This window comes from Nocardia rhizosphaerihabitans (assembly GCF_014646295.1).
Lineage (GTDB): Bacteria > Actinomycetota > Actinomycetes > Mycobacteriales > Mycobacteriaceae > Nocardia > Nocardia rhizosphaerihabitans.
In genome coordinates, this window is the sequence record NZ_BMNE01000004.1 from 249,629 (window position 1) to 267,009 (window position 17,381).

15 protein-coding genes are annotated in these 17,381 nt (G+C 68.0%); 10 read left to right on the forward strand and 5 right to left on the reverse strand.

The features are described 5' to 3' along the window. Positions 1 to 79: 79 nt before the first annotated feature. Both IEY60_RS18755 and IEY60_RS18760 read left to right on the forward strand, forming a co-directional pair. Positions 80 to 715 (forward strand): TetR/AcrR family transcriptional regulator, encoded by a 636-nt coding sequence (locus IEY60_RS18755; RefSeq protein WP_189030034.1) that lies wholly within the window; start codon positions 80 to 82, stop codon positions 713 to 715. A 55-nt stretch (positions 716 to 770) separates the two neighbouring features. Then, on the forward strand, positions 771 to 1,184 hold the full coding sequence (locus IEY60_RS18760; protein ID WP_189030036.1) for a sterol carrier family protein: 414 nt from the start codon (positions 771 to 773) through the stop codon (positions 1,182 to 1,184). 54 nt (positions 1,185 to 1,238) lie between these two features. Here IEY60_RS18760 and IEY60_RS18765 read toward each other — a convergent pair whose 3' ends face one another. Continuing rightward, entirely contained in the window at positions 1,239 to 2,579 is a 1,341-nt protein-coding gene (locus IEY60_RS18765) for a YhgE/Pip domain-containing protein (protein WP_189030038.1), read from the reverse strand. A 220-nt stretch (positions 2,580 to 2,799) separates the two neighbouring features. Here IEY60_RS18765 and purF point away from each other — a divergent pair, with 220 nt between their 5' ends. The 6 genes from purF to purM all read left to right on the forward strand — a co-directional run bounded on the left by purF (position 2,800) and on the right by purM (position 11,113). Then, positions 2,800 to 4,347, forward strand: coding sequence for an amidophosphoribosyltransferase (gene purF / locus IEY60_RS18770; protein WP_229739943.1), 1,548 nt, complete (start codon positions 2,800 to 2,802; stop codon positions 4,345 to 4,347). Positions 4,348 to 4,600: 253 nt separating this feature from the next. Further along, entirely contained in the window at positions 4,601 to 6,217 is a 1,617-nt protein-coding gene (locus tag IEY60_RS18775) for an ABC transporter substrate-binding protein (protein ID WP_229739944.1), read from the forward strand. Positions 6,218 to 6,270: 53 nt separating this feature from the next. Then, positions 6,271 to 7,311 (forward strand): ABC transporter permease, encoded by a 1,041-nt coding sequence (locus tag IEY60_RS18780; RefSeq protein WP_189031229.1) that lies wholly within the window; start codon positions 6,271 to 6,273, stop codon positions 7,309 to 7,311. Then, a complete protein-coding gene (locus tag IEY60_RS18785) occupies positions 7,311 to 8,267 on the forward strand; it encodes an ABC transporter permease (protein WP_189030042.1) in 957 nt (318 codons plus the stop codon). The genes IEY60_RS18780 and IEY60_RS18785 overlap by 1 nt, the downstream gene beginning before the upstream one ends. Continuing rightward, positions 8,260 to 9,945: an ABC transporter ATP-binding protein gene (locus tag IEY60_RS18790; RefSeq protein ID WP_189030044.1), complete on the forward strand. Its 1,686-nt coding sequence runs from the start codon at positions 8,260 to 8,262 to the stop codon at positions 9,943 to 9,945. The genes IEY60_RS18785 and IEY60_RS18790 overlap by 8 nt, the downstream gene beginning before the upstream one ends. An 88-nt stretch (positions 9,946 to 10,033) precedes the next feature. Then, positions 10,034 to 11,113: a phosphoribosylformylglycinamidine cyclo-ligase gene (purM, locus tag IEY60_RS18795; protein ID WP_189030046.1), complete on the forward strand. Its 1,080-nt coding sequence runs from the start codon at positions 10,034 to 10,036 to the stop codon at positions 11,111 to 11,113. A gap of 286 nt (positions 11,114 to 11,399) precedes the next feature. On the opposite strand, the gene IEY60_RS18800 is transcribed toward purM, so the two are convergent. From IEY60_RS18800 to ygfZ, 4 genes are all read right to left on the reverse strand, one after another. Then, positions 11,400 to 11,624 (reverse strand): DUF3073 domain-containing protein, encoded by a 225-nt coding sequence (locus tag IEY60_RS18800; protein ID WP_189030048.1) that lies wholly within the window; start codon positions 11,622 to 11,624, stop codon positions 11,400 to 11,402. A gap of 175 nt (positions 11,625 to 11,799) precedes the next feature. Next, a complete protein-coding gene (locus IEY60_RS18805; RefSeq protein ID WP_189030050.1) occupies positions 11,800 to 12,750 on the reverse strand; it encodes an asparaginase in 951 nt (316 codons plus the stop codon). Continuing rightward, positions 12,747 to 13,496 (reverse strand): MOSC domain-containing protein, encoded by a 750-nt coding sequence (locus IEY60_RS18810; protein WP_189030052.1) that lies wholly within the window; start codon positions 13,494 to 13,496, stop codon positions 12,747 to 12,749. Before IEY60_RS18810 ends, IEY60_RS18805 begins: the two co-directional genes overlap by 4 nt. Before the next feature lie 11 nt (positions 13,497 to 13,507). After that, on the reverse strand, positions 13,508 to 14,623 hold the full coding sequence (gene ygfZ / locus IEY60_RS18815) for a CAF17-like 4Fe-4S cluster assembly/insertion protein YgfZ (protein ID WP_229739945.1): 1,116 nt from the start codon (positions 14,621 to 14,623) through the stop codon (positions 13,508 to 13,510). Positions 14,624 to 14,799: 176 nt separating this feature from the next. On the opposite strand from ygfZ, the gene IEY60_RS18820 reads away from it, so the two are divergent. Next, positions 14,800 to 15,702, forward strand: a complete 903-nt coding sequence (locus IEY60_RS18820; RefSeq protein ID WP_189030056.1) for an aminodeoxychorismate lyase — start codon at positions 14,800 to 14,802, stop codon at positions 15,700 to 15,702. 177 nt (positions 15,703 to 15,879) lie between these two features. Continuing rightward, positions 15,880 to 17,373, forward strand: a complete 1,494-nt coding sequence (locus IEY60_RS18825) for a cytochrome ubiquinol oxidase subunit I (protein ID WP_189030058.1) — start codon at positions 15,880 to 15,882, stop codon at positions 17,371 to 17,373. The last annotated feature ends 8 nt before the right edge of the window (positions 17,374 to 17,381 follow it).

Here is a 17,381-nt window from a genome sequence, read left to right on the forward strand (position 1 = left end):
ACCTCCTGAACGTTGTTCACTGTGCTGAACGTTGTTCAGAATGTAGCGTGAAGCCCCGATCGAAGGGAAGTGGGGACCAGTGGCCGAAGCGAGCCGGGCGGGGCGTCGAGACGAGATCGCCGAGGCGAAACGCGCCATCATCCTGCGCGCGGCCAGGACGATCTTCGAGGAAGACGGCGTGGACGCGGCCAATATCCGGGCCATCGCCACCGCCGCCGGCTACACTCCCGGCGCCCTCTACGCGTACTTCCCGAGCAAGGAACACATCTACGCCGCCCTGCTCGGCGAATCCCTGGAGCGACTCTCGGCCGAGGTGGCGGCGGTGACCGTCCTCGACGACCCCGCCGCCCGCTTCCGAGCCGCGGGCCTGGCCTTCTTCGACTTCTACGACGGCAATCCCCGCGACCTCGACCTGGGCTTCTACCTCTTCCGGGGTGGCATCCGCCCGCACGGCCTCGGCGCCGAACTGGACGCGGGCCTCAACGCGGCCATGCTGTCCGGCCTCGCCCCGATGGTGTCGGCCACCATCGAACTAGGCGCCACCGAGGAACGAGCCCGCGTCATCACCGCCGACGTCCTGGCCCATCTCTCCGGCCTGCTCCTCCTCGCCCACACCAAACGCCTGGCCCTCCTCGGCGGCACCACCGACGCCCGCCGGATGATGCTCGAGTACCTCGACCTGCGCATCGACGCACTGCACGCCGGACGCGGCTGACCAGGCCGATCGACTGAGATGCTGGGGATCTTCCGAGGTCGGTAGCGTCTTGGGTATGGCAGGACGGAATGTGGTCGATCCCGCGCAGGTGCGGGCGGCGGTGTGGGCTGTGGGGGAGTGGTTGCGGGACGCGGAGATGGGGGCGCCCGGGCGCGCCGAGATCGCGGCGGCGGTACGGGGGACGGCCCGGGCGCTGGCAGCGGATGCGCCGGGACATTCGGTGGAGGTGCGGGTCCCGCCGTTCGTGGCGGTGCAGTGCATCGAGGGGCCGCGCCATACTCGGGGAACGCCGCCGAACGTGGTGGAGACCGATCCCCGGACCTGGTTGTTGCTGGCTACCGGGTTGCTCGAATTCGATGAGGCTGTGGAGTCCGGGGCGTTGTCGGTGTCAGGGATGCGGGCGGCGGAGATCGCCGGATGGCTGCCGATCGTGCCGCTGTCGGGGAAGAGCGACCCTCCTTCCGAGTGACGAGAGCGGGCCGCTCCGTAACGAAATCTGTTCAAGCCCCGGGCGTTTCACCAGTCAAGCATCGGAGTTCTTGCGGTGCAGGCCTTTGTAGTCGTAGTAGCGGGTGATGACCACGCCGCCGACGACTGCGACTGCGATGCCGAGCAGGGACATCCAGATTCCGCGGTCGAGGCCTGCTTCGTAGTTGGCTTCGAAGTAGAGGATCGAGCGGACGCCGAGGAAGACCTGGTGCATCGGTTCGAACTCGGCGAGCCAGGCCATGTGGGGTGGGATGGCTTCGATGGGGACGGTGCCGCCGGAGGAGGGGAGGCCGAGGATGACGAACAGGATCAGGTTGACCAGCAGGCCTGCGCTGCCGAGGGCCGCGAGGGTCATCAGGCCGGTCCAGCCGACCGCGATCATCGCCAGGACCGAGAACAGGTACAGCGCGAGGGGATTGCTGATCGGCATGCCGACGATTTCGGCGGCGAGCATGAAGACTCCCGAGATGACCACCGAGGCCAGGGTCATCACGCCCCATTTGAGGAGCAGGGTGTGGAAGCGGGAGATCGAGGCCGTCGGGTAGTGGACGAACCAGGGGCCGTATTCGGTGGGGACGAAGCCGAGCTGGGCGTCGACCATCGTGTGGATCACCATCGCGCCGACCATGCCTGCCAGGAGCAGGAGCAGGGCGTAGAAGAACGCGGTCAAGCCCTCGCCGGAGCCGCTGGGCAGCGGCCGGAACTGCTGGGGCACCACGTCGACCGGGCTCTCCAGCGTGATCATCGCCGCGCCGGACACCTGGGGCACCGGCGCGCCCTCCGGCGTCTGCGCGAGGGTGGCCCGCACCTGGTCGGTCAGTTGCGTGCCGATCTGTTTGTCGACTTCGGCCAGCGCCTGGTCGCCGATGCGGTGCACGATCTGCACGCCGAACGCGCCCATCCCCGGGTTGGTCTGCAGGGTGATGATCGGCCGTTCCATCTCGCCGGGCACGATGCTGCCCGCGCCGAGAATGCCCAGACGTTTGCTGAAGTCGCCGGGGATGACGATGGCGCCGTAGACCTGGGCGTTGCGCAGCAACTGTTCGGACTCCGCTTTGCCGACGACGCGCAGATCCACCTTGTCGGCGGGCACGTTCGCGACCAGTCCGTCGGCGACCTGCTTGCCGTAGTTCACCTTCCGCTGCTGGTCGCCGGAGCCGGTGACATCGCCGACATCCAGGTTGACCAGCGCGATCGGGAAGTCGTGCAGGTTCTTCTCCGGATCGGCGACATAGCCGAGGTACATCACGCCGAGCAGCGCGGTGAGCAGCGTGAGCACCAGCGTGGGGATGACCACGATGTGGGACCAGTGACGCCGTTCGGGCGCAGGTGTGGCGAATATCGCATCGCCGGTCTGTGCCTGTGTGGAATCCATCCGCTCCGACCTGGCGTTTTCACTATCCGAACCAGTATCACCGGTTACTTCGTGCCCGCTGTCGTCCGTCGTCACCTTGCGCACGGTAACAGCTCACGACCGCTTATCGGTGGGTACGCGAGCGGGAGATTGCTGCCGGGATGCGAGCGCGCGTACTACGTGTCCCTATTCACCCGTAGAATGACGGGTGCCCCCAGCCCGCCCGAACAGGGAGCAAACGGTGAATGACCCCCACGAGCCCGAGAACGAGCCCCGCGAGGAGTGTGGCGTTTTCGGCGTCTGGGCTCCCGACGAGGACGTAGCCAAGCTCACCTACTACGGCCTGTATGCGCTGCAGCATCGCGGGCAGGAGGCGGCAGGTATCGCCGTCTCCGACGGCTCCCAGATCCTGGTCTTCAAGGATCTCGGCCTGGTCAGTCAGGTCTTCGACGAGCAGACTCTCGGCGCGATGCCGGGTCATATCGCCGTCGGACACTGTCGCTACTCCACCACCGGTGGCGTCACCTGGGAGAACGCGCAACCGATCTTCCGCACCACCGCCGTCGGCTCCGGCCTGGCGCTGGGCCACAACGGCAACCTGGTCAACACCGCCGAATTGGCCGGGCGCGCACGCGAACTCGGCCTGATCGGGGCCGGCGTGATCGACGGCCGCCCGCAGATGACCGGCGCGACCTCCGACTCCGACATCGTCACCGCCCTGCTGGCGCACGCCGCGGCGGACTCGAGCATCGAGCAGGCCGCGATGGAACTGCTGCCGCAGCTGCGCGGCGCGTTCTGCCTGACCTTCATGGACGAGCACACCCTCTACGCCGCGCGTGACCCGCACGGCGTGCGCCCGCTGGTGCTGGGCAGGCTCGACCGCGGCTGGGTCGTCGCCTCCGAGACCGCCGCACTCGACATCGTCGGCGCCGCGTTCGTCCGCGAGATCGAGCCGGGCGAGCTGCTCGCGATCGACTCCGACGGCGTGCGCTCGATGCGCTTCGCCAACCCCGAGCCCAAGGGCTGCGTCTTCGAGTACGTGTACCTGGCTCGCCCCGACACCACGATCGCCGGGCGCTCGGTGCATTCGACCCGCGTGGAGATCGGCCGCAAGCTGGCCAAGGAGAGCCCGGTCGAGGCCGACCTGGTGATCCCGGTGCCCGAGTCGGGCACGCCCGCCGCGGTCGGGTACGCGCAGGGCTCCGGCATTCCCTACGGCCAGGGCCTGATGAAGAACGCCTATGTGGGCCGCACCTTCATCCAGCCGAGCCAGACCATCCGCCAGCTCGGCATCCGGCTCAAGCTCAACCCGCTGCGCGAGGTCATCCGCGGCAAGCGGCTCATCGTCGTCGACGACTCGATCGTGCGCGGCAACACCCAGCGCGCGCTGATCCGCATGCTGCGCGAGGCAGGCGCGCTCGAGATCCACGTTCGCATCGCGTCGCCGCCGGTGAAGTGGCCCTGCTTCTACGGCATCGACTTCGCCTCGCGCGCGGAGCTGATCGCCAACGGCGCGGGCGCCGACGACAGCTACGACGACATGGTCGAGAACGTGCGCCGCTCGATCGGCGCCGACACCCTCGGCTACATCTCCACCGAGGGCATGATCGCCGCCACCGAGCAGCCGGCCAGCAGGCTGTGCACCGCTTGCTTCACCGGCGACTACCCGATCCCGCTGCCGCAGGAAGCCGCCATCGGCAAGAACGTGCTCGAGGGGATGCTCTCGGGTAAGCCGGAGGCGAAGCTGCTCGCGGAGAACGTCAACGCCGATGCGCTGAGCAGGCCGTAGCGCCGCATCGTCACCAGGAGGGCCGGTCAGGATAAACCTGATCGGCCCTTTTCGTGTTGCGTACGTAGGGAATTCCGGTAACCGACTATTTCGTAAGATTAGTTCATAACATCCGCGCAATTTTTCGCTCGAATTGATACTGGGCGGTAATGGTTCGCCTGTACGGTCCCCCGCTATATCGCTAGCTCACCGCGTTGTCGTCGCACCTGTGATCCGGGTGCGGCGACGACGTGGCGTTCGAGAATGGGATCTGATGTTGAACAGTGCACTGAGCGTTCGCAAGAATCGCGCGAAACAAGTTGCCGCAGTGGGTGTCGCGGCTGTCGTCGCGGCCGCGCTGGCAGGCTGTGGTTCGGGCCGCACCGATGAGGCGGGGTCCGGTGCGGGGCTGGTCGTCGGCACCACGGACAAGATCTTCTCGCTCGACCCGGCCGCCGCCTACGACAACGGCTCGCTGCTGGTGGAGAACCAGATCTATTCGTATCTGCTGAATTTCGCGCCGGGCGATACCACGCCCAAGCCCGATGCGGCGGAGAAGTGCGAGTTCAGCGCGCCGACCGTGTACACGTGCAAGATCAAATCAGGGCTGACTTTCGCCAACGGAAATCCGTTGACCGCCAAGAGCGTCAAGTTCTCCTTCGACCGAATGCTCGAGATCAACGATCCGCACGGTCCCGCCTCGCTGCTCGGCAATCTCGACAAGACCGATGTGGTCGACGATCTCACCGTCGCGTTCACGCTCAAGGTCGCCAACGATCAGACCTTCCCGACCATCCTGCCGACCCAGGCGGGCCCGATCGTCGACGAGAAGGTGTTCTCGGCCGACAAGGTGGCCACCGACGAGGAAGTCGTTGCGGCGAAGGGCTATTCGGGTCCGTACACGATCACCAGCTACGACAAGAACAAGCTGGTCGAGTACCAGGCCAACCCCGCCTACCAGGGCATCCTCGGCACCCCGAAGAACACCACGGTCTCGACCAAGTACTACGCCACCTCCGACAACCTGAAGCTGGACCTGCAGAACGGCGCCATCGACGTGGGCTACCGCTCGTTCACGCCGACCGACATCGACTCGCTCCGTGCGGATTCCAAGGTGAAGGTCACCGACGGACCCGGCGGCGAGCTGCGCTACATCGTGTTCAACATGAACACGATGCCGGGCAATACCCCCGAGCAGAAGCTGGCCGTGCGCAAGGCGCTCGCGTCCTCGGTGGACCGGGAAGCGCTCGCGTCCTCGGTGTACAAGAACACCTATCAGCCCGCGTACGGCTATGTGCCGCAAGGCATGACGGGCGCGGCCGAGCCGTTGAAGCAGCTCTACGGCGCCAAGCCGGACAAGACCCTCGCGGCGAAGTTCCTGGCCGACGCGGGCGTCGCCACCCCGGTGACGCTGAACCTGCAGTACAACCCGGACCACTACGGCTCCAGCTCCTCGGAGGAGTACGCCGCGGTCAAGTCGCAGCTCGAGGCGTCGGGCCTGTTCAAGGTGAACCTGCAGTCCACCGAATGGGTCACCTACCAGAAGGAGCGCGCCTCCGACGGCTACCCGATGTACCAGTTCGGCTGGTTCCCCGACTTCCCGGACGCCGACAACTACCTCTCGCCGTTCTTCGGGCCGAACAACTTCCTGCAGTCGCACTTCGAGAACCCCGGGATCAACGCCCAGCTGATCGCCGAGACCACCGAATCCGATCCGGCCAAGCGGGTCGAGCTGCTGCAGAAGATCCAGACCGACCTGGCGCAGAACCATCTGCCGACGCTGCCGCTGCTCTCGGGCAAGCAGGTCGCGGTGTCCAAGCCCGGCGTCTCCGGTGTCGAGCAGACCCTCGACGGCTCCTTCAAGTTCCGGTTCACGGTACTGAGCAAGTGAGTGACGTTCCCGCTGCGCCCGGATCGCTGATCCGGGCGCAGCGTTTCGGGTGGATGCGCGGCGGGGGTTCCCGCCAGGTGGCTTTGCTGCGGTACCTGCTGATTCGGCTGCTGCTGATTCTGCCGACCGCGTGGTTGCTGGTGACGGTGGTGTTCTTCCTGATGCGGGTGATCGGCGACCCGATCAGCGCGGCCATGGGTGGCCGGCTCACCCAGGATCAGATCGAGCAGCGCAAGGAAGCGGCCGGGCTGAATCGGCCGATCCTGACCCAATATCGGGAGTACATCACCGGTTTCCTGCACGGTGATTTCGGCCGGACCCAGGACAACCAGGCGATCAGCGAGGTGGTGATCACCTACGGCGCGGCCACGTTCGAGCTGGTGTTCTGGGGACTGGTCGTCGCCTTCGCCGTCGGCGTGCCGCTGGGCAGATACGCGGCGACACACCGGGATTCGACCTCGGATGCGGTGCTGCGATTCTCGGCGGTGCTGGCCTACGCGGCCCCGGTGTTCTTCGTCGGCATGCTGTTCAAGCTGATCTTCTCGGTGTGGCTGGGCTGGTTTCCCGTCGGCGGGCGGGCCAGTACCGATGTCGAGCTCGCGCTGCAACATGTCTCGCCGAAGACGAACATCCTGATCGTCGACGCGATCCTCTACGGCGAACCCTCCTATGTGCTCGACGTGCTCGAACACGCGGTGCTCCCCGCCCTCGCCCTCGGGCTGCTCACCGGTGGCATCTTCCTGCGGCTGGTGCGGGTGAACCTGATCCAGACGTTGCGCAGTGATTTCGTCGAGGCGGCGCGGGCGCGTGGGTTGTCCGCGCGGGTGGTCACCGGGCGGCACGCGGTGCGCAATGCGCTGATCCCGGTCATCACGGTGATGGGCATGTGCATCGCGATGATGCTCGGCGGCGCGGTGCTCACCGAGACCACCTTCGAGTGGAAAGGCCTCGGCTACCAGCTCGCCGAGTATCTGCGGGCGCGCGATTTCATCGCGGTGCAGGGCATTGTCGCGTTCATCGCGCTGGTGGTCGCGGTGATGAGCTTCGTCGTCGACGCCATCGTCGCGCTGATCGACCCGAGGGTGAGGTTCTGATGAGCACGGCAACGGTCAAACGGCGGCGCTTGCCGGGAACTGAGCTTCTGACGAAGACCTCTGGGCTGCAACGGGTCACGCTCATCACGGGGCTGGTGTCAGTCGCGGTGTTCGTGCTGGTCGCGGTGTTCGCGCCGCTGCTCGCACCGTACGGACTGGCCCAGAACTCCTCCGACGGTGTGGCTTTCGTATCGCAGCAGCCGCCGTCGGCCGAGCACTGGTTCGGTACCTCGGTGCGCAGCGAGGATGTGTTCTCCCGGGTGCTGTACGGCGCGCGCACCGCGCTGCTGGTGATCGTGATCGCGGTGGTGCTCTCGCTGCTGGTCGGCGTGCCGCTCGGGCTGCTGTCCGGGTACGTCGGGCGGTGGGTCGACCGGGTGCTGGTGCTGGTCATGGACGCCATCTACGCGTTCCCGTCGCTGCTGCTCGCCATCGTCGTGTCGATCGTCGTCGCGGGTGGTACGTCGAGCAGTCTCGGCGGGATGCTGTCGGCGGCCATCGCGATCACGGTGGTGTATGTGCCGCAATACTTCCGGGTCGTGCGCAATGCGACGGTGGCGGTGAAGACCGAACCGTATGTGGACGCGGCGCGGGTCACCGGTGCGTCGACAGCGCGAATCATGTTCCGGCACATCCTGTCCAATGTCACCGGGTCGCTGCCGGTGATCGTCACCATCAACGCCGCCGACGCCATCCTCACGCTGGCCGCGCTCGGCTTCCTCGGGTTCGGCATCGAGCCGACCCAGGCGGCCGAATGGGGCTATGACCTGAACAAGGCGCTCAACGACGTGTCCAACGGGATCTGGTGGACCTCCATCTTCCCCGGCACCGCGATCGTGCTCGTCGTCCTCGGGATGACGCTGGTCGGGGAGAGCATCGACGAGACGCTGAACCCGCTGCTGCGGACGCGTCGCGCGGTCACCACCGCGGAAGAGAAGGAGACGGTCGATGACTGAGACCCGCACGCCCGCACTGTCGGTCGCCGGGTTGTCGGTGACCTTCGCGACCGACAGCGGGCCGGTCGCGGCCGTGCGCAACGTGTCCTACGAGGTGTTCCCCGGCGAGGTGCTCGCCATCGTCGGCGAGTCCGGGTCGGGCAAGTCGGTGAGCTCGCGCACCGCGATCGGGCTGCTGCCGCACACCGCGCAGGTGCGGGGGCTGGTCAGCATCGGTGACAGCGCGGTGACCGCGATGACCGAAAAGCAGCTGACCGCGTTGCGCGGCGGCGAGGTCTCGATGGTCTTCCAGGAACCCGCCCGCGCGCTCGACCCGCTGTTCACCGCCGGCTTCCAGATCGGTGAAGCGCTGCGCGCGCACAGCGGGATGAGCCGGAAAGACGCGCGCGCCAAGGCGATCGAGCTGTTGCGCACGGTCGGGCTGCCCGATCCGGAGCACCGGGTCGACTACTACCCGCATCAGCTCTCCGGCGGGCAGAAGCAGCGCGTGATGATCGCCATCGCCATCGCGTGCGAACCCAAGGTGATCATCGCCGACGAGCCGACCACCGCGCTGGACGTGACGGTGCAGGCCGAGATCCTGGAACTGCTGCGCGATCTGCGTGACCGGCTGGGCAGTGCGATCGTGCTGATCACCCACAACATGGGAGTCGTGGCCGACCTGGCCGACCGGGTGGTCGTGATGCGGGCGGGTGAGGTCGTCGAGCAGGCGCCGGTGCACGAGCTGTTCGCCAGCCCGCGCGCCGAGTACACCAGGGCGCTGCTCGACGCCGTTCCGCATCTGGGGGCGGCCACCATCGAGCGGCCCGTGCTCGATCCGGAGGCCGAGCCGGTGCTCGACGTCAGCGATCTGGTCGTGCAGTTCCCCGGACCGTTCGGGCGGCCCGCGTTCCGGGCCGTCGACGGGGTCAGCCTGCGGATCCGGCCGGGGGAGACCCTCGGCCTGGTCGGTGAGTCCGGGTCGGGCAAGTCGACCATCGGGCGGTGCGTGGCGGCGCTGCAGCGGCCGACCTCGGGGCGGGTGCTGATCCGTGGCCAGGACATCGCCGAGTTGTCCCAGCGCAAGCTGCGGCCGATCCGGCGGCGCTTCGGTTTCGTGTTCCAGGACCCCGCCGGGTCGCTGAACCCGCGCCTGACCGTCGGCGAGTGCGTGGCCGAACCGCTCGTCGTGCACGGCATCGGTGATCGCGCGAGCGTCCGCGAGCGGGTCAGGCACATGCTCGACGACGTGCGGCTGCCCGCGGGCACCGAGAACCGCTATCCGCACGAGCTGTCGGGCGGACAGCGGCAACGGGTGAGCCTGGCCAGAGCGCTGGTACTCGATCCCGACCTGCTCGTTGCCGACGAACCGACGAGCGCGCTCGACGTCTCGGTGCAGGCGGCGGTACTCGAACTGTTCGCCGATCTGCAGCGCGGCTGCGGCTGGGCGTGTCTGTTCATCAGCCACGACCTCGCCGTCGTCGACCAGCTCGCCGATCGGATCATGGTGCTGCGCGACGGAACCTGCGTCGAGGAAGGCGACAACGAGCAGATCCTGCGCAACCCGCGACACGAGTACACCCGCCGCCTCGTCGCCGCTGTTCCGGTACCGGATCCGGTGCAACAGCGCAGCCGCCGGGCCGAGAATGCCGCCGACCGGCGCAAATCACCCGCACCGGCCATCGAGCTGGAACAATGAGCTAGGAGCCGCACGACAGCTGAACCGGCGGATCACTTAGAGTTACTAGGCATCTATCCGCCGATTCGGTTTGGAGCTTTCCCCCACAATGACTGAACAGACACCCAGCGGTGCAGGCGCTTCCTACGCTGCGGCAGGCGTGAGCATCGAAGCCGGTGACCGCGCCGTCGAATTGTTCGGACCATTGGCGAAGAAGGCCAGCCGACCCGAGGTGCAGGGCGGCATCGGCGGCTTCGCCGGTCTGTTCGCACTCAAGGGCGGGTACCGGGAGCCGCTGCTCGCCGCGTCCACCGACGGTGTCGGCACCAAGATCGCCGTCGCCCAGGCGCTGGACAAGCACGACACCGTCGGTCTCGACCTGGTCGCCATGGTCGTCGACGACCTGGTGGTCTGTGGCGCCGAGCCGCTGTTCCTGCAGGACTACATCGCCATCGGCAAGGTCATCCCGGAGAAGGTCGCCGAGCTGGTCTCCGGCATCGCGGAGGGCTGCATCAAGGCGGGCTGCGCGCTGCTGGGCGGCGAGACCGCCGAGCACCCCGGCCTGATGGACCCGGACGACTACGACCTGTCCGCCACCGGCGTCGGTGTCGTCGAGGCTGATTCGGTGCTCGGCCCCGACCGCGTGCGCCCCGGCGACGTCGTCATCGCGATGGGTTCCTCCGGCCTGCACTCCAACGGCTACAGCCTGGCCCGCAAGGTCCTGCTCGACATCGACCGGATGTCGCTGACCGGCTACGTCGAGGAGTTCGGCCGCACCCTGGGTGAGGAGTTGCTCGAGCCGACCCGCATCTACGCCAAGGACTGCCTCGCGCTGATCGCCGAGACCGATGTACGCACCTTCTCGCACGTCACCGGTGGCGGTCTGGCCGCCAACCTGGCGCGCGTGCTGCCCGCCGGCCTGGTCGCCGAGCTGGACCGCGGCACCTGGAACCCGGCGCCGGTGTTCAAGATGATCGCCCAGCGCGGTCGCGTCGAGCGGGCCGAGATGGAGAAGACGTTCAACATGGGCGTCGGCATGGTCGCGATCGTCGCGCCCGAGGACGCCGATCGCGCGCTGGCGGTGCTCACCGCCCGCCACATCGACTGCTGGACCCTGGGCCAGGTCAAGAAGGCCGCCGACGCCGGCGCGCCGCGTGCCGTCCTGCTGGGCGACCACCCCAGGTTCTGACGCGCTACCGCCTGCACCACGTGAGCCGGGTCGCTGTTGCGACCCGGCTCACGCGTTTGTGCTGGTTTGTCTGCCGCAGGAACGGCTATCCCTGACGCGAGGGGTAGGTGCCTGTCGGCTCGGGGTGGTCGGGGCCTCGAGGCGGCGAACACGACGAGCGTCCTGTGTGTGCACAGGACGCTCGTCGTGTATTCGGATGTTCGCCGTACTGCTGCGAGCCTGGATCGCTGCCGGACAACGGTTGAAGGGGGAGGCCGTCGTGGCCTCCCCCTTCACCGGCGTTCGATCAGCGACGCCAGCTGTCGTAGTCGTCGTCCTCGTTGTTCCAACGGGACGGCGAATCGTCTGCGTCGTGCTCGTCGGAAATCACGCCGCCACTCCTTGGTTGGGAGTGGAGCGGAGTGCTATCCGACAGCTCGCGCTGAAGGCTCGCGAAGTCGGTCGGCGCGGAGCTGTACTTGAGCTCACGTGCGACTTTGGTCTGCTTTGCCTTAGCCCGGCCACGGCCCATGGCTGACCCCCTCGCGTCACTGCGGGGCGGCCTGGGGTTTGTTGGCGGCCCCGTTCGAATTAATACTCTTCCTGACAGACACTTTAGCGTGTGTCAGGCGGTCGCGCTTCCAGGAGTGGGTGAAGAACTACCGAACCGGTGCCGTTTGCCCCTTCTTCGCCGAGCGGACCCGGTCTCAGAGCACCCCCGGGATCGCGCGGATCACACCGACTCTGGCGTCGCCGCCGAGTACCGCGGTGGCCGCGAGGTCGGTGTGCTCGTCGGTCCAATCGACCCCGAGACCGCGCAGAATCGCCAGCGTCAAGGGCATCCGGGCACGGTCGTGACCGTCGTCGATCTTGTACGCGAAGGCCCTTCCGTCGGGCAGCGCACCCGCGTGCACACCGTCCGCGCCGATCTTGCAGAACAAGCCGGGAGTGGCCGCCATGGCCAGCAGGTCCGGGCCCTTCGTGCCCGAAATCACTCGCGGATTCGCCCGAACGGCATCGGCGATCCGGCGCGGCGCGGTGCCGGTCTCGGCCGTGGTGAAGCCGGCGAAGGCGCGCGCGAGGTTGACGAGTGAGACGGGCACGATCGGCAGGCCGCAGCCGTCGATGCCCAGGTCGGTTTCCGGCTCGCCGGTGACGTCGGCGATCGTGGCGAGCACCGCCTGCTGCAGTGGGTGCTCCACGTCGAGATATCCGGTGCGCGGCCAGTCGTTGATCGCGCAGGTCGCCAGCATCGCCGCGTGTTTGCCCGAGCAGTTCATGTAGAGCGGGCTCGGGCCGGAGCCGGTGAGCGCGGCGGCGCGGGCGCGATCCTCGAAGGGGAGGTCGGGCGGGCAGGCCAGGTCGGTGGGGGCGAAGCCGTAGCGGTCGAGCAGTCTGCGGACCAGGGCGATGTGGTCGGGCTCGCCGAAGTGCGATGCGGTGGCCACGGCGAGCTCGTCGTCGTCGACGGGGTCGAAACCGTTGCGTAGCAGGGCCAATGCCTGCATCGGCTTGTTGGTCGAGCGCGGGAAGATCGGGCCGTGCACCTCGCCGAGCTCGAGGGTGGGCGTGCCGTCGGCGTCGAGCACGACGACCGAGCCGCGGTGCACGCACTCACGGAAGCCCGAGCGGACCACCTCGACCAGCTCCACGCTCATGACTGCGCCTCGCTAGCGCTCGGCTCCGTCATGAGCGTGCGCACGCTGAGCTGCTGATTCGCTCGCTGACGCTCGCTCATGGGCCGGACCTCCAGGGGAACCTCGGTGCGGGTTCTGGTGTGCCGGTCGATCTGCATGCGGATGTCGTCGGAGATGGTCGGCTCCTCGGTGCGCAGCCGTTCCAGCAGCGCGGGGTCGGCGCCGGTGAACACGTCGCGCACGGTGATGCCGTGTTCGGGCACGTGCACCACGCGCACCTCGTCGCCGGCGCCGACCGTGCCCTCGGTGAGCACCCGGAAGTAGGCGCCGGTGTCGGACTGGAGTGTGAAGCGTTTCACCCACTGCCGCTCGCCCGCCCACTGCTGGAAGGTCGAGCAGGGGACGCGGGGCGCGCTGACCTCGAGCAGTGTGTCGCCCACCGTGACGCGCGCGCCGAGCACCGCGTCGCTGATCGGGAGCCCGCTCAGGCGCAGGTTCTCGCCGAACCAGCCGGCGGGCAGCTCGCGGTCGAGTTCCCCGGCCCAGCGGCGGGCGTCCTCCTCGCCGTAGGCGTAGACGGCCTGGTGCACGCCGCCGTGGTTGACGGTGTCGCAGACGTGATCGCCGGCCAGGCCGAGGGCACGCACCGCGACGCGACCGTCGACGGGTCGCTTGTCGATGGCGGTCCGCCCGACGCGGGTGCGGACCTCGAGTTCGGCGTGCACGACGCACACGGCCTCGACGCGGCCGGTGTCACCGACGCGCATGATCGGGCGGCTCATCGCCCGCGCAGCCGGTCGACGGCGGCCCGGCCCGCCTGCACGACATCGTCGGCGGGGATCGAGTCGGGGTCGATGGCGGCGGCCATGGTGCCGACCACCAGTTCGGTGCCGGCGGGGACCGAGCGCTTGATCAAGGCCAGGGCGATCGGGCCGAGTTCGTAGTGGTCGACGACGGTGCCGAGCCTGCCGACCGTGCGGCCACCCGCGGTGACGTCGGCGCCGGTGGCCGGGCGTTCGTCGGCCGAGCCGTCCAGGTGCAGCAGCACCATGTTGCGCGGCGGCTTGCCGAGGTTGTGCACCCGGGCGACCGTCTCCTGGCCGCGGTAGCAGCCCTTGTTCAGGTGCACCGCCCCGTGCTCGTCGACGCCGCCGATCCAGCGGGCCTCGTGCGGGATGGTGCGCTCGTCGGTGTCGACGCCGATCCGGGGCCGCAGTTCGGCAACGCGCAGCGCCTCGAAGGCCCACATGCCCGCGGGCGCCGCGCCTGCCTGGGTGAGCTTGGTCCACCAGGAGGTGAGCTCGGCGCGGGGGATGACGAGGTCGAAGGAATCGGCGCTCGGCCACGGCATGCGCCGCAGGAAGCCGCCACCGGGCAGCGCGACGGCGGCGTAGACCTCGGGCAGCGCGGCGACGCCGAGCGCGTCGAGCAGAGTGCTCACCTGGGGGCCGAGCAGGCTCAGTACGGCGTAGTCGGGCGCGGGCTCTGGTTTGGCGTCGGCCCAGAAGACCATCTTCTGCAGGAACGCGACCAGCTCCGCGCCGCGGTCGGCTTCGGTGTCGAGCCAGACGGTGCCGTCGAGATCGGTGAGCACGAAGTGGTGCAGCACGCGGCCGTTGAGATCGAGATCCAGATTCTCGGCGCTGTGCCCGTCGGGCAGCGCGGCGATGTGCTGGCTGGTGATGGTGTGCAGCCAGCTCAGGCGCTCGGCGCCGGTGATCCTGGCGACGCTGCGATGCGAGCGATCGACCACCGCGACGCGCTGCGCCGCGGCCCTCTGCTCGCCGAACGGATCACCGTAATGCCACGCGACCGCGGCGTCCGGGGAGCCAGGTGCGCCCGCGACGGCACCCGGAGTGTGGAGAACAGGACTGGGGGCGACGACCACCGACACAAGACCCACTGTAGGCGCGTCCACCGACACGCGCCGCAGCCGGGCGTCCGATTCGGGGGCGGCATGCGAGGTCAGCGGCCGGAGGCGGTAGCGGAGCGTGACCACGCAGGCCGCCCGAGCATGCCCAATGTGCGCAGCCGTAGGCATAACGGACCGATAACGCCTACGCTCGTCACATGGGAGAACGGGTTCTTGTGACACTCGACGGCGCGGTCGCTGATGCGAACGCGCCGTTGCTTTATGCCGACGACATCGGCGCACTGCGCGGTGATGGCGTCTTCGAAACGATTTTGGTGCGCGGCGGCACGGCGACCGCGCTGGAATTCCACCTGGCGAGGCTGCGCCGGTCCGCGCAGGCGCTGGAGCTGCCGGAGCCGGGGCTGTCGAAATGGCGCGCCGCGGTCGAGCTGGCGTGCAAGGAGTGGGGTTCGGAAGAGGAAGGCATGCTGCGGCTGATCTACACCCGCGGCCGCGATTCGGAATACGACGCCCCGGCGGGACTGACCCCGACCGAACCGAAGCCCACCGCGTACGTGCTCGTCTCCCCGGTACCGGCTCGGGTCGCCACGGCCCGCGCCGAAGGCGTGAAGGTGATGTCGCTGGCCCGCGGCATCTCGGTCGACCTCGCGCAGGCGGCGCCCTGGCAGCTGCTCGGCGCGAAGACCCTCTCGTACGCGACCAATATGGCCGCGCTGCGGTTCGCGCGGCGGATGGGCGCCGAGGACGTGATCTTCCACAGCACCGAGCACCGGGTGCTCGAGGGCCCGCGCTCAACCGTCGTGATCGCGCGCGACAAACAGCTCATCACCCCGCCGGCGAAGAGCGGGGTGCTGCCGGGAGTAACCCAGCGTTCGCTGTTCGCGGTGGCGGAGAAGCAGGGCTGGGAGTGCAAGTATCAGTCGCTGTTCACCGCCGACCTGTTCGACTGCGACAGCATCTGGCTGCTGTCGAGCATCACGCTGGCGGCGCGGGTGAATCAGCTCGACGGGGTGCGCATGTCGGCGCCGGACAACGCGCAGGAGATCATCGACATGGTGAATCTGGGGGTCGAACGGCCGGGGACCATCGGCGACTGGTGAGTCGTGTGCGGGGCACGGGTGGGCGTGCCCCTGCGGCGCCGGGAATTCCCGGTCGGACCGCGTATATCCAATCGTGCAGCAACCTTTCGGCGTGTCGTGGCGGTTGTCACGCTGAACAAGGGTAGACCCCGGCGTACGATTTACTACGACTTGTCGTAGTAGAAGCTGGAGGGTCGGATGGACATTGTGGATGTCTCCCGGTGGCAATTCGGTATCACCACCGTCTATCACTTCATCTTCGTTCCGCTGACCATCGGTCTCGCGCCCCTGATCGCCATCATGCAGACCGCCTGGGTGGTCACCGGCAAGGAACACTGGTACCGGCTCACCAAGTTCTTCGGCAAGCTGTTCCTGATCAACTTCGCCATCGGCGTCGCCACCGGCATCGTGCAGGAATTCCAGTTCGGGATGAACTGGAGCGAATACTCCCGCTTCATCGGCGACATCTTCGGCGCGCCGCTGGCACTGGAAGGGCTCATCGCGTTCTTCATGGAGTCGACGTTCATCGGCCTGTGGATCTTCGGCTGGACCCGGCTCCCGAAACTGGTGCACCTGGCGACCATCTGGATCGTGGCCTTCGGCGTGAACGCGTCGGCCTACTTCATCGTCGCCGCGAACTCGTTCATGCAGCATCCGGTCGGCGCGCGCTACAACCCCGAGACCGAACGCGCTGAGCTGGAAAGCATCTGGGCGCTGCTCACCAACAACACGACACTGGCCGCGTTCCCGCACGTCGTCGCGGGCGCGTTCCTCACCGCGGGCACCTTCGTCGCCGGCATCGCGGGCTGGTGGATGGTGCGCAACGCGCGCAGTGGCGACCCGGCCAAACTCGAGGACGCGCGCGTCATGTGGCGGCCGGTGGCGCGGCTTTCGCTGGTGGTGGTCGCCCTGGCCGGTGTCGCGGTGATCTTCACCGGCGACATCCAGGGCAAGCTGATGTTCGAGCAGCAGCCGATGAAGATGGCCTCGGCGGAATCGCTGTGCCACACCCAGACCGACCCCGACTTCTCGATTCTCACGGTCGGCACGCACAACAACTGCGACAGCGTCACCCACGTGCTCGAGGTGCCGTATGTGCTGCCGTATCTGGCCGAGGGCCAGTTCACCGGCGTCACCCTCGACGGCGTCGTCGATCTGCAGCAGACCTACAACGTCGAGTACGGGCCCGGCGACTACCGGCCGAACCTGTTCGTCACCTACTGGTCCTTCCGCGCCATGATCGGCCTGGCCGCGGGCTCGGTGCTGCTGCTGCTCGCCGGATTCTGGGTGACCCGCGGCGGCAGGGTGCCCGACCAGCGCTGGTTCTCCTGGCTGAGCCTGCTCGCGATCCCCACCCCGTTCCTGGCCAACAGCGCAGGCTGGGTGTTCACCGAGATGGGCCGCCAGCCCTGGGCTGTCGTGCCCAACCCGACCGGCGACCCGAACATCCGGATGACGGTGCAGCAGGCGGTCTCCGACCACGCGCCGGCCACGGTGGTGTTCTCGCTGGCGGTGTTCACGCTGCTCTACGGCGCGCTGGCGGTGGTGTGGTTCTACCTGATCCGCCGGTACACCGTCGCCGGGCCGGACGAGCCGACACGGCCCACCGCCGACGACGGTCCCGACGGTCCGGACGGCAAGCACCGGAAATCGGAAGAGCCTGCCGTCGAACAACTTTCCTTCGCTTACTAGGAGCCGGT

Excerpts from the sequence above, each read along its gene's own strand:
- IEY60_RS18760 (WP_189030036.1), top strand. The coding sequence starts at position 771 with ATGGCAGGACGGAATGTGGTCGATCCCGCGCAGGTGCGGGCGGCGGTG.
- IEY60_RS18765 (WP_189030038.1), bottom strand. The coding sequence starts at position 2,579 with ATGGATTCCACACAGGCACAGACCGGCGATGCGATATTCGCCACACCT.
- IEY60_RS18775 (WP_229739944.1), top strand. The coding sequence starts at position 4,601 with ATGTTGAACAGTGCACTGAGCGTTCGCAAGAATCGCGCGAAACAAGTT.
- IEY60_RS18780 (WP_189031229.1), top strand. The coding sequence starts at position 6,271 with ATGCGCGGCGGGGGTTCCCGCCAGGTGGCTTTGCTGCGGTACCTGCTG.
- IEY60_RS18785 (WP_189030042.1), top strand. The coding sequence starts at position 7,311 with ATGAGCACGGCAACGGTCAAACGGCGGCGCTTGCCGGGAACTGAGCTT.
- IEY60_RS18790 (WP_189030044.1), top strand. The coding sequence starts at position 8,260 with ATGACTGAGACCCGCACGCCCGCACTGTCGGTCGCCGGGTTGTCGGTG.
- purM (WP_189030046.1), top strand. The coding sequence starts at position 10,034 with ATGACTGAACAGACACCCAGCGGTGCAGGCGCTTCCTACGCTGCGGCA.
- IEY60_RS18800 (WP_189030048.1), bottom strand. The coding sequence starts at position 11,624 with ATGGGCCGTGGCCGGGCTAAGGCAAAGCAGACCAAAGTCGCACGTGAG.
- IEY60_RS18805 (WP_189030050.1), bottom strand. The coding sequence starts at position 12,750 with ATGAGCGTGGAGCTGGTCGAGGTGGTCCGCTCGGGCTTCCGTGAGTGC.
- IEY60_RS18810 (WP_189030052.1), bottom strand. The coding sequence starts at position 13,496 with ATGCGCGTCGGTGACACCGGCCGCGTCGAGGCCGTGTGCGTCGTGCAC.
- IEY60_RS18820 (WP_189030056.1), top strand. The coding sequence starts at position 14,800 with ATGGGAGAACGGGTTCTTGTGACACTCGACGGCGCGGTCGCTGATGCG.
- IEY60_RS18825 (WP_189030058.1), top strand. The coding sequence starts at position 15,880 with ATGGACATTGTGGATGTCTCCCGGTGGCAATTCGGTATCACCACCGTC.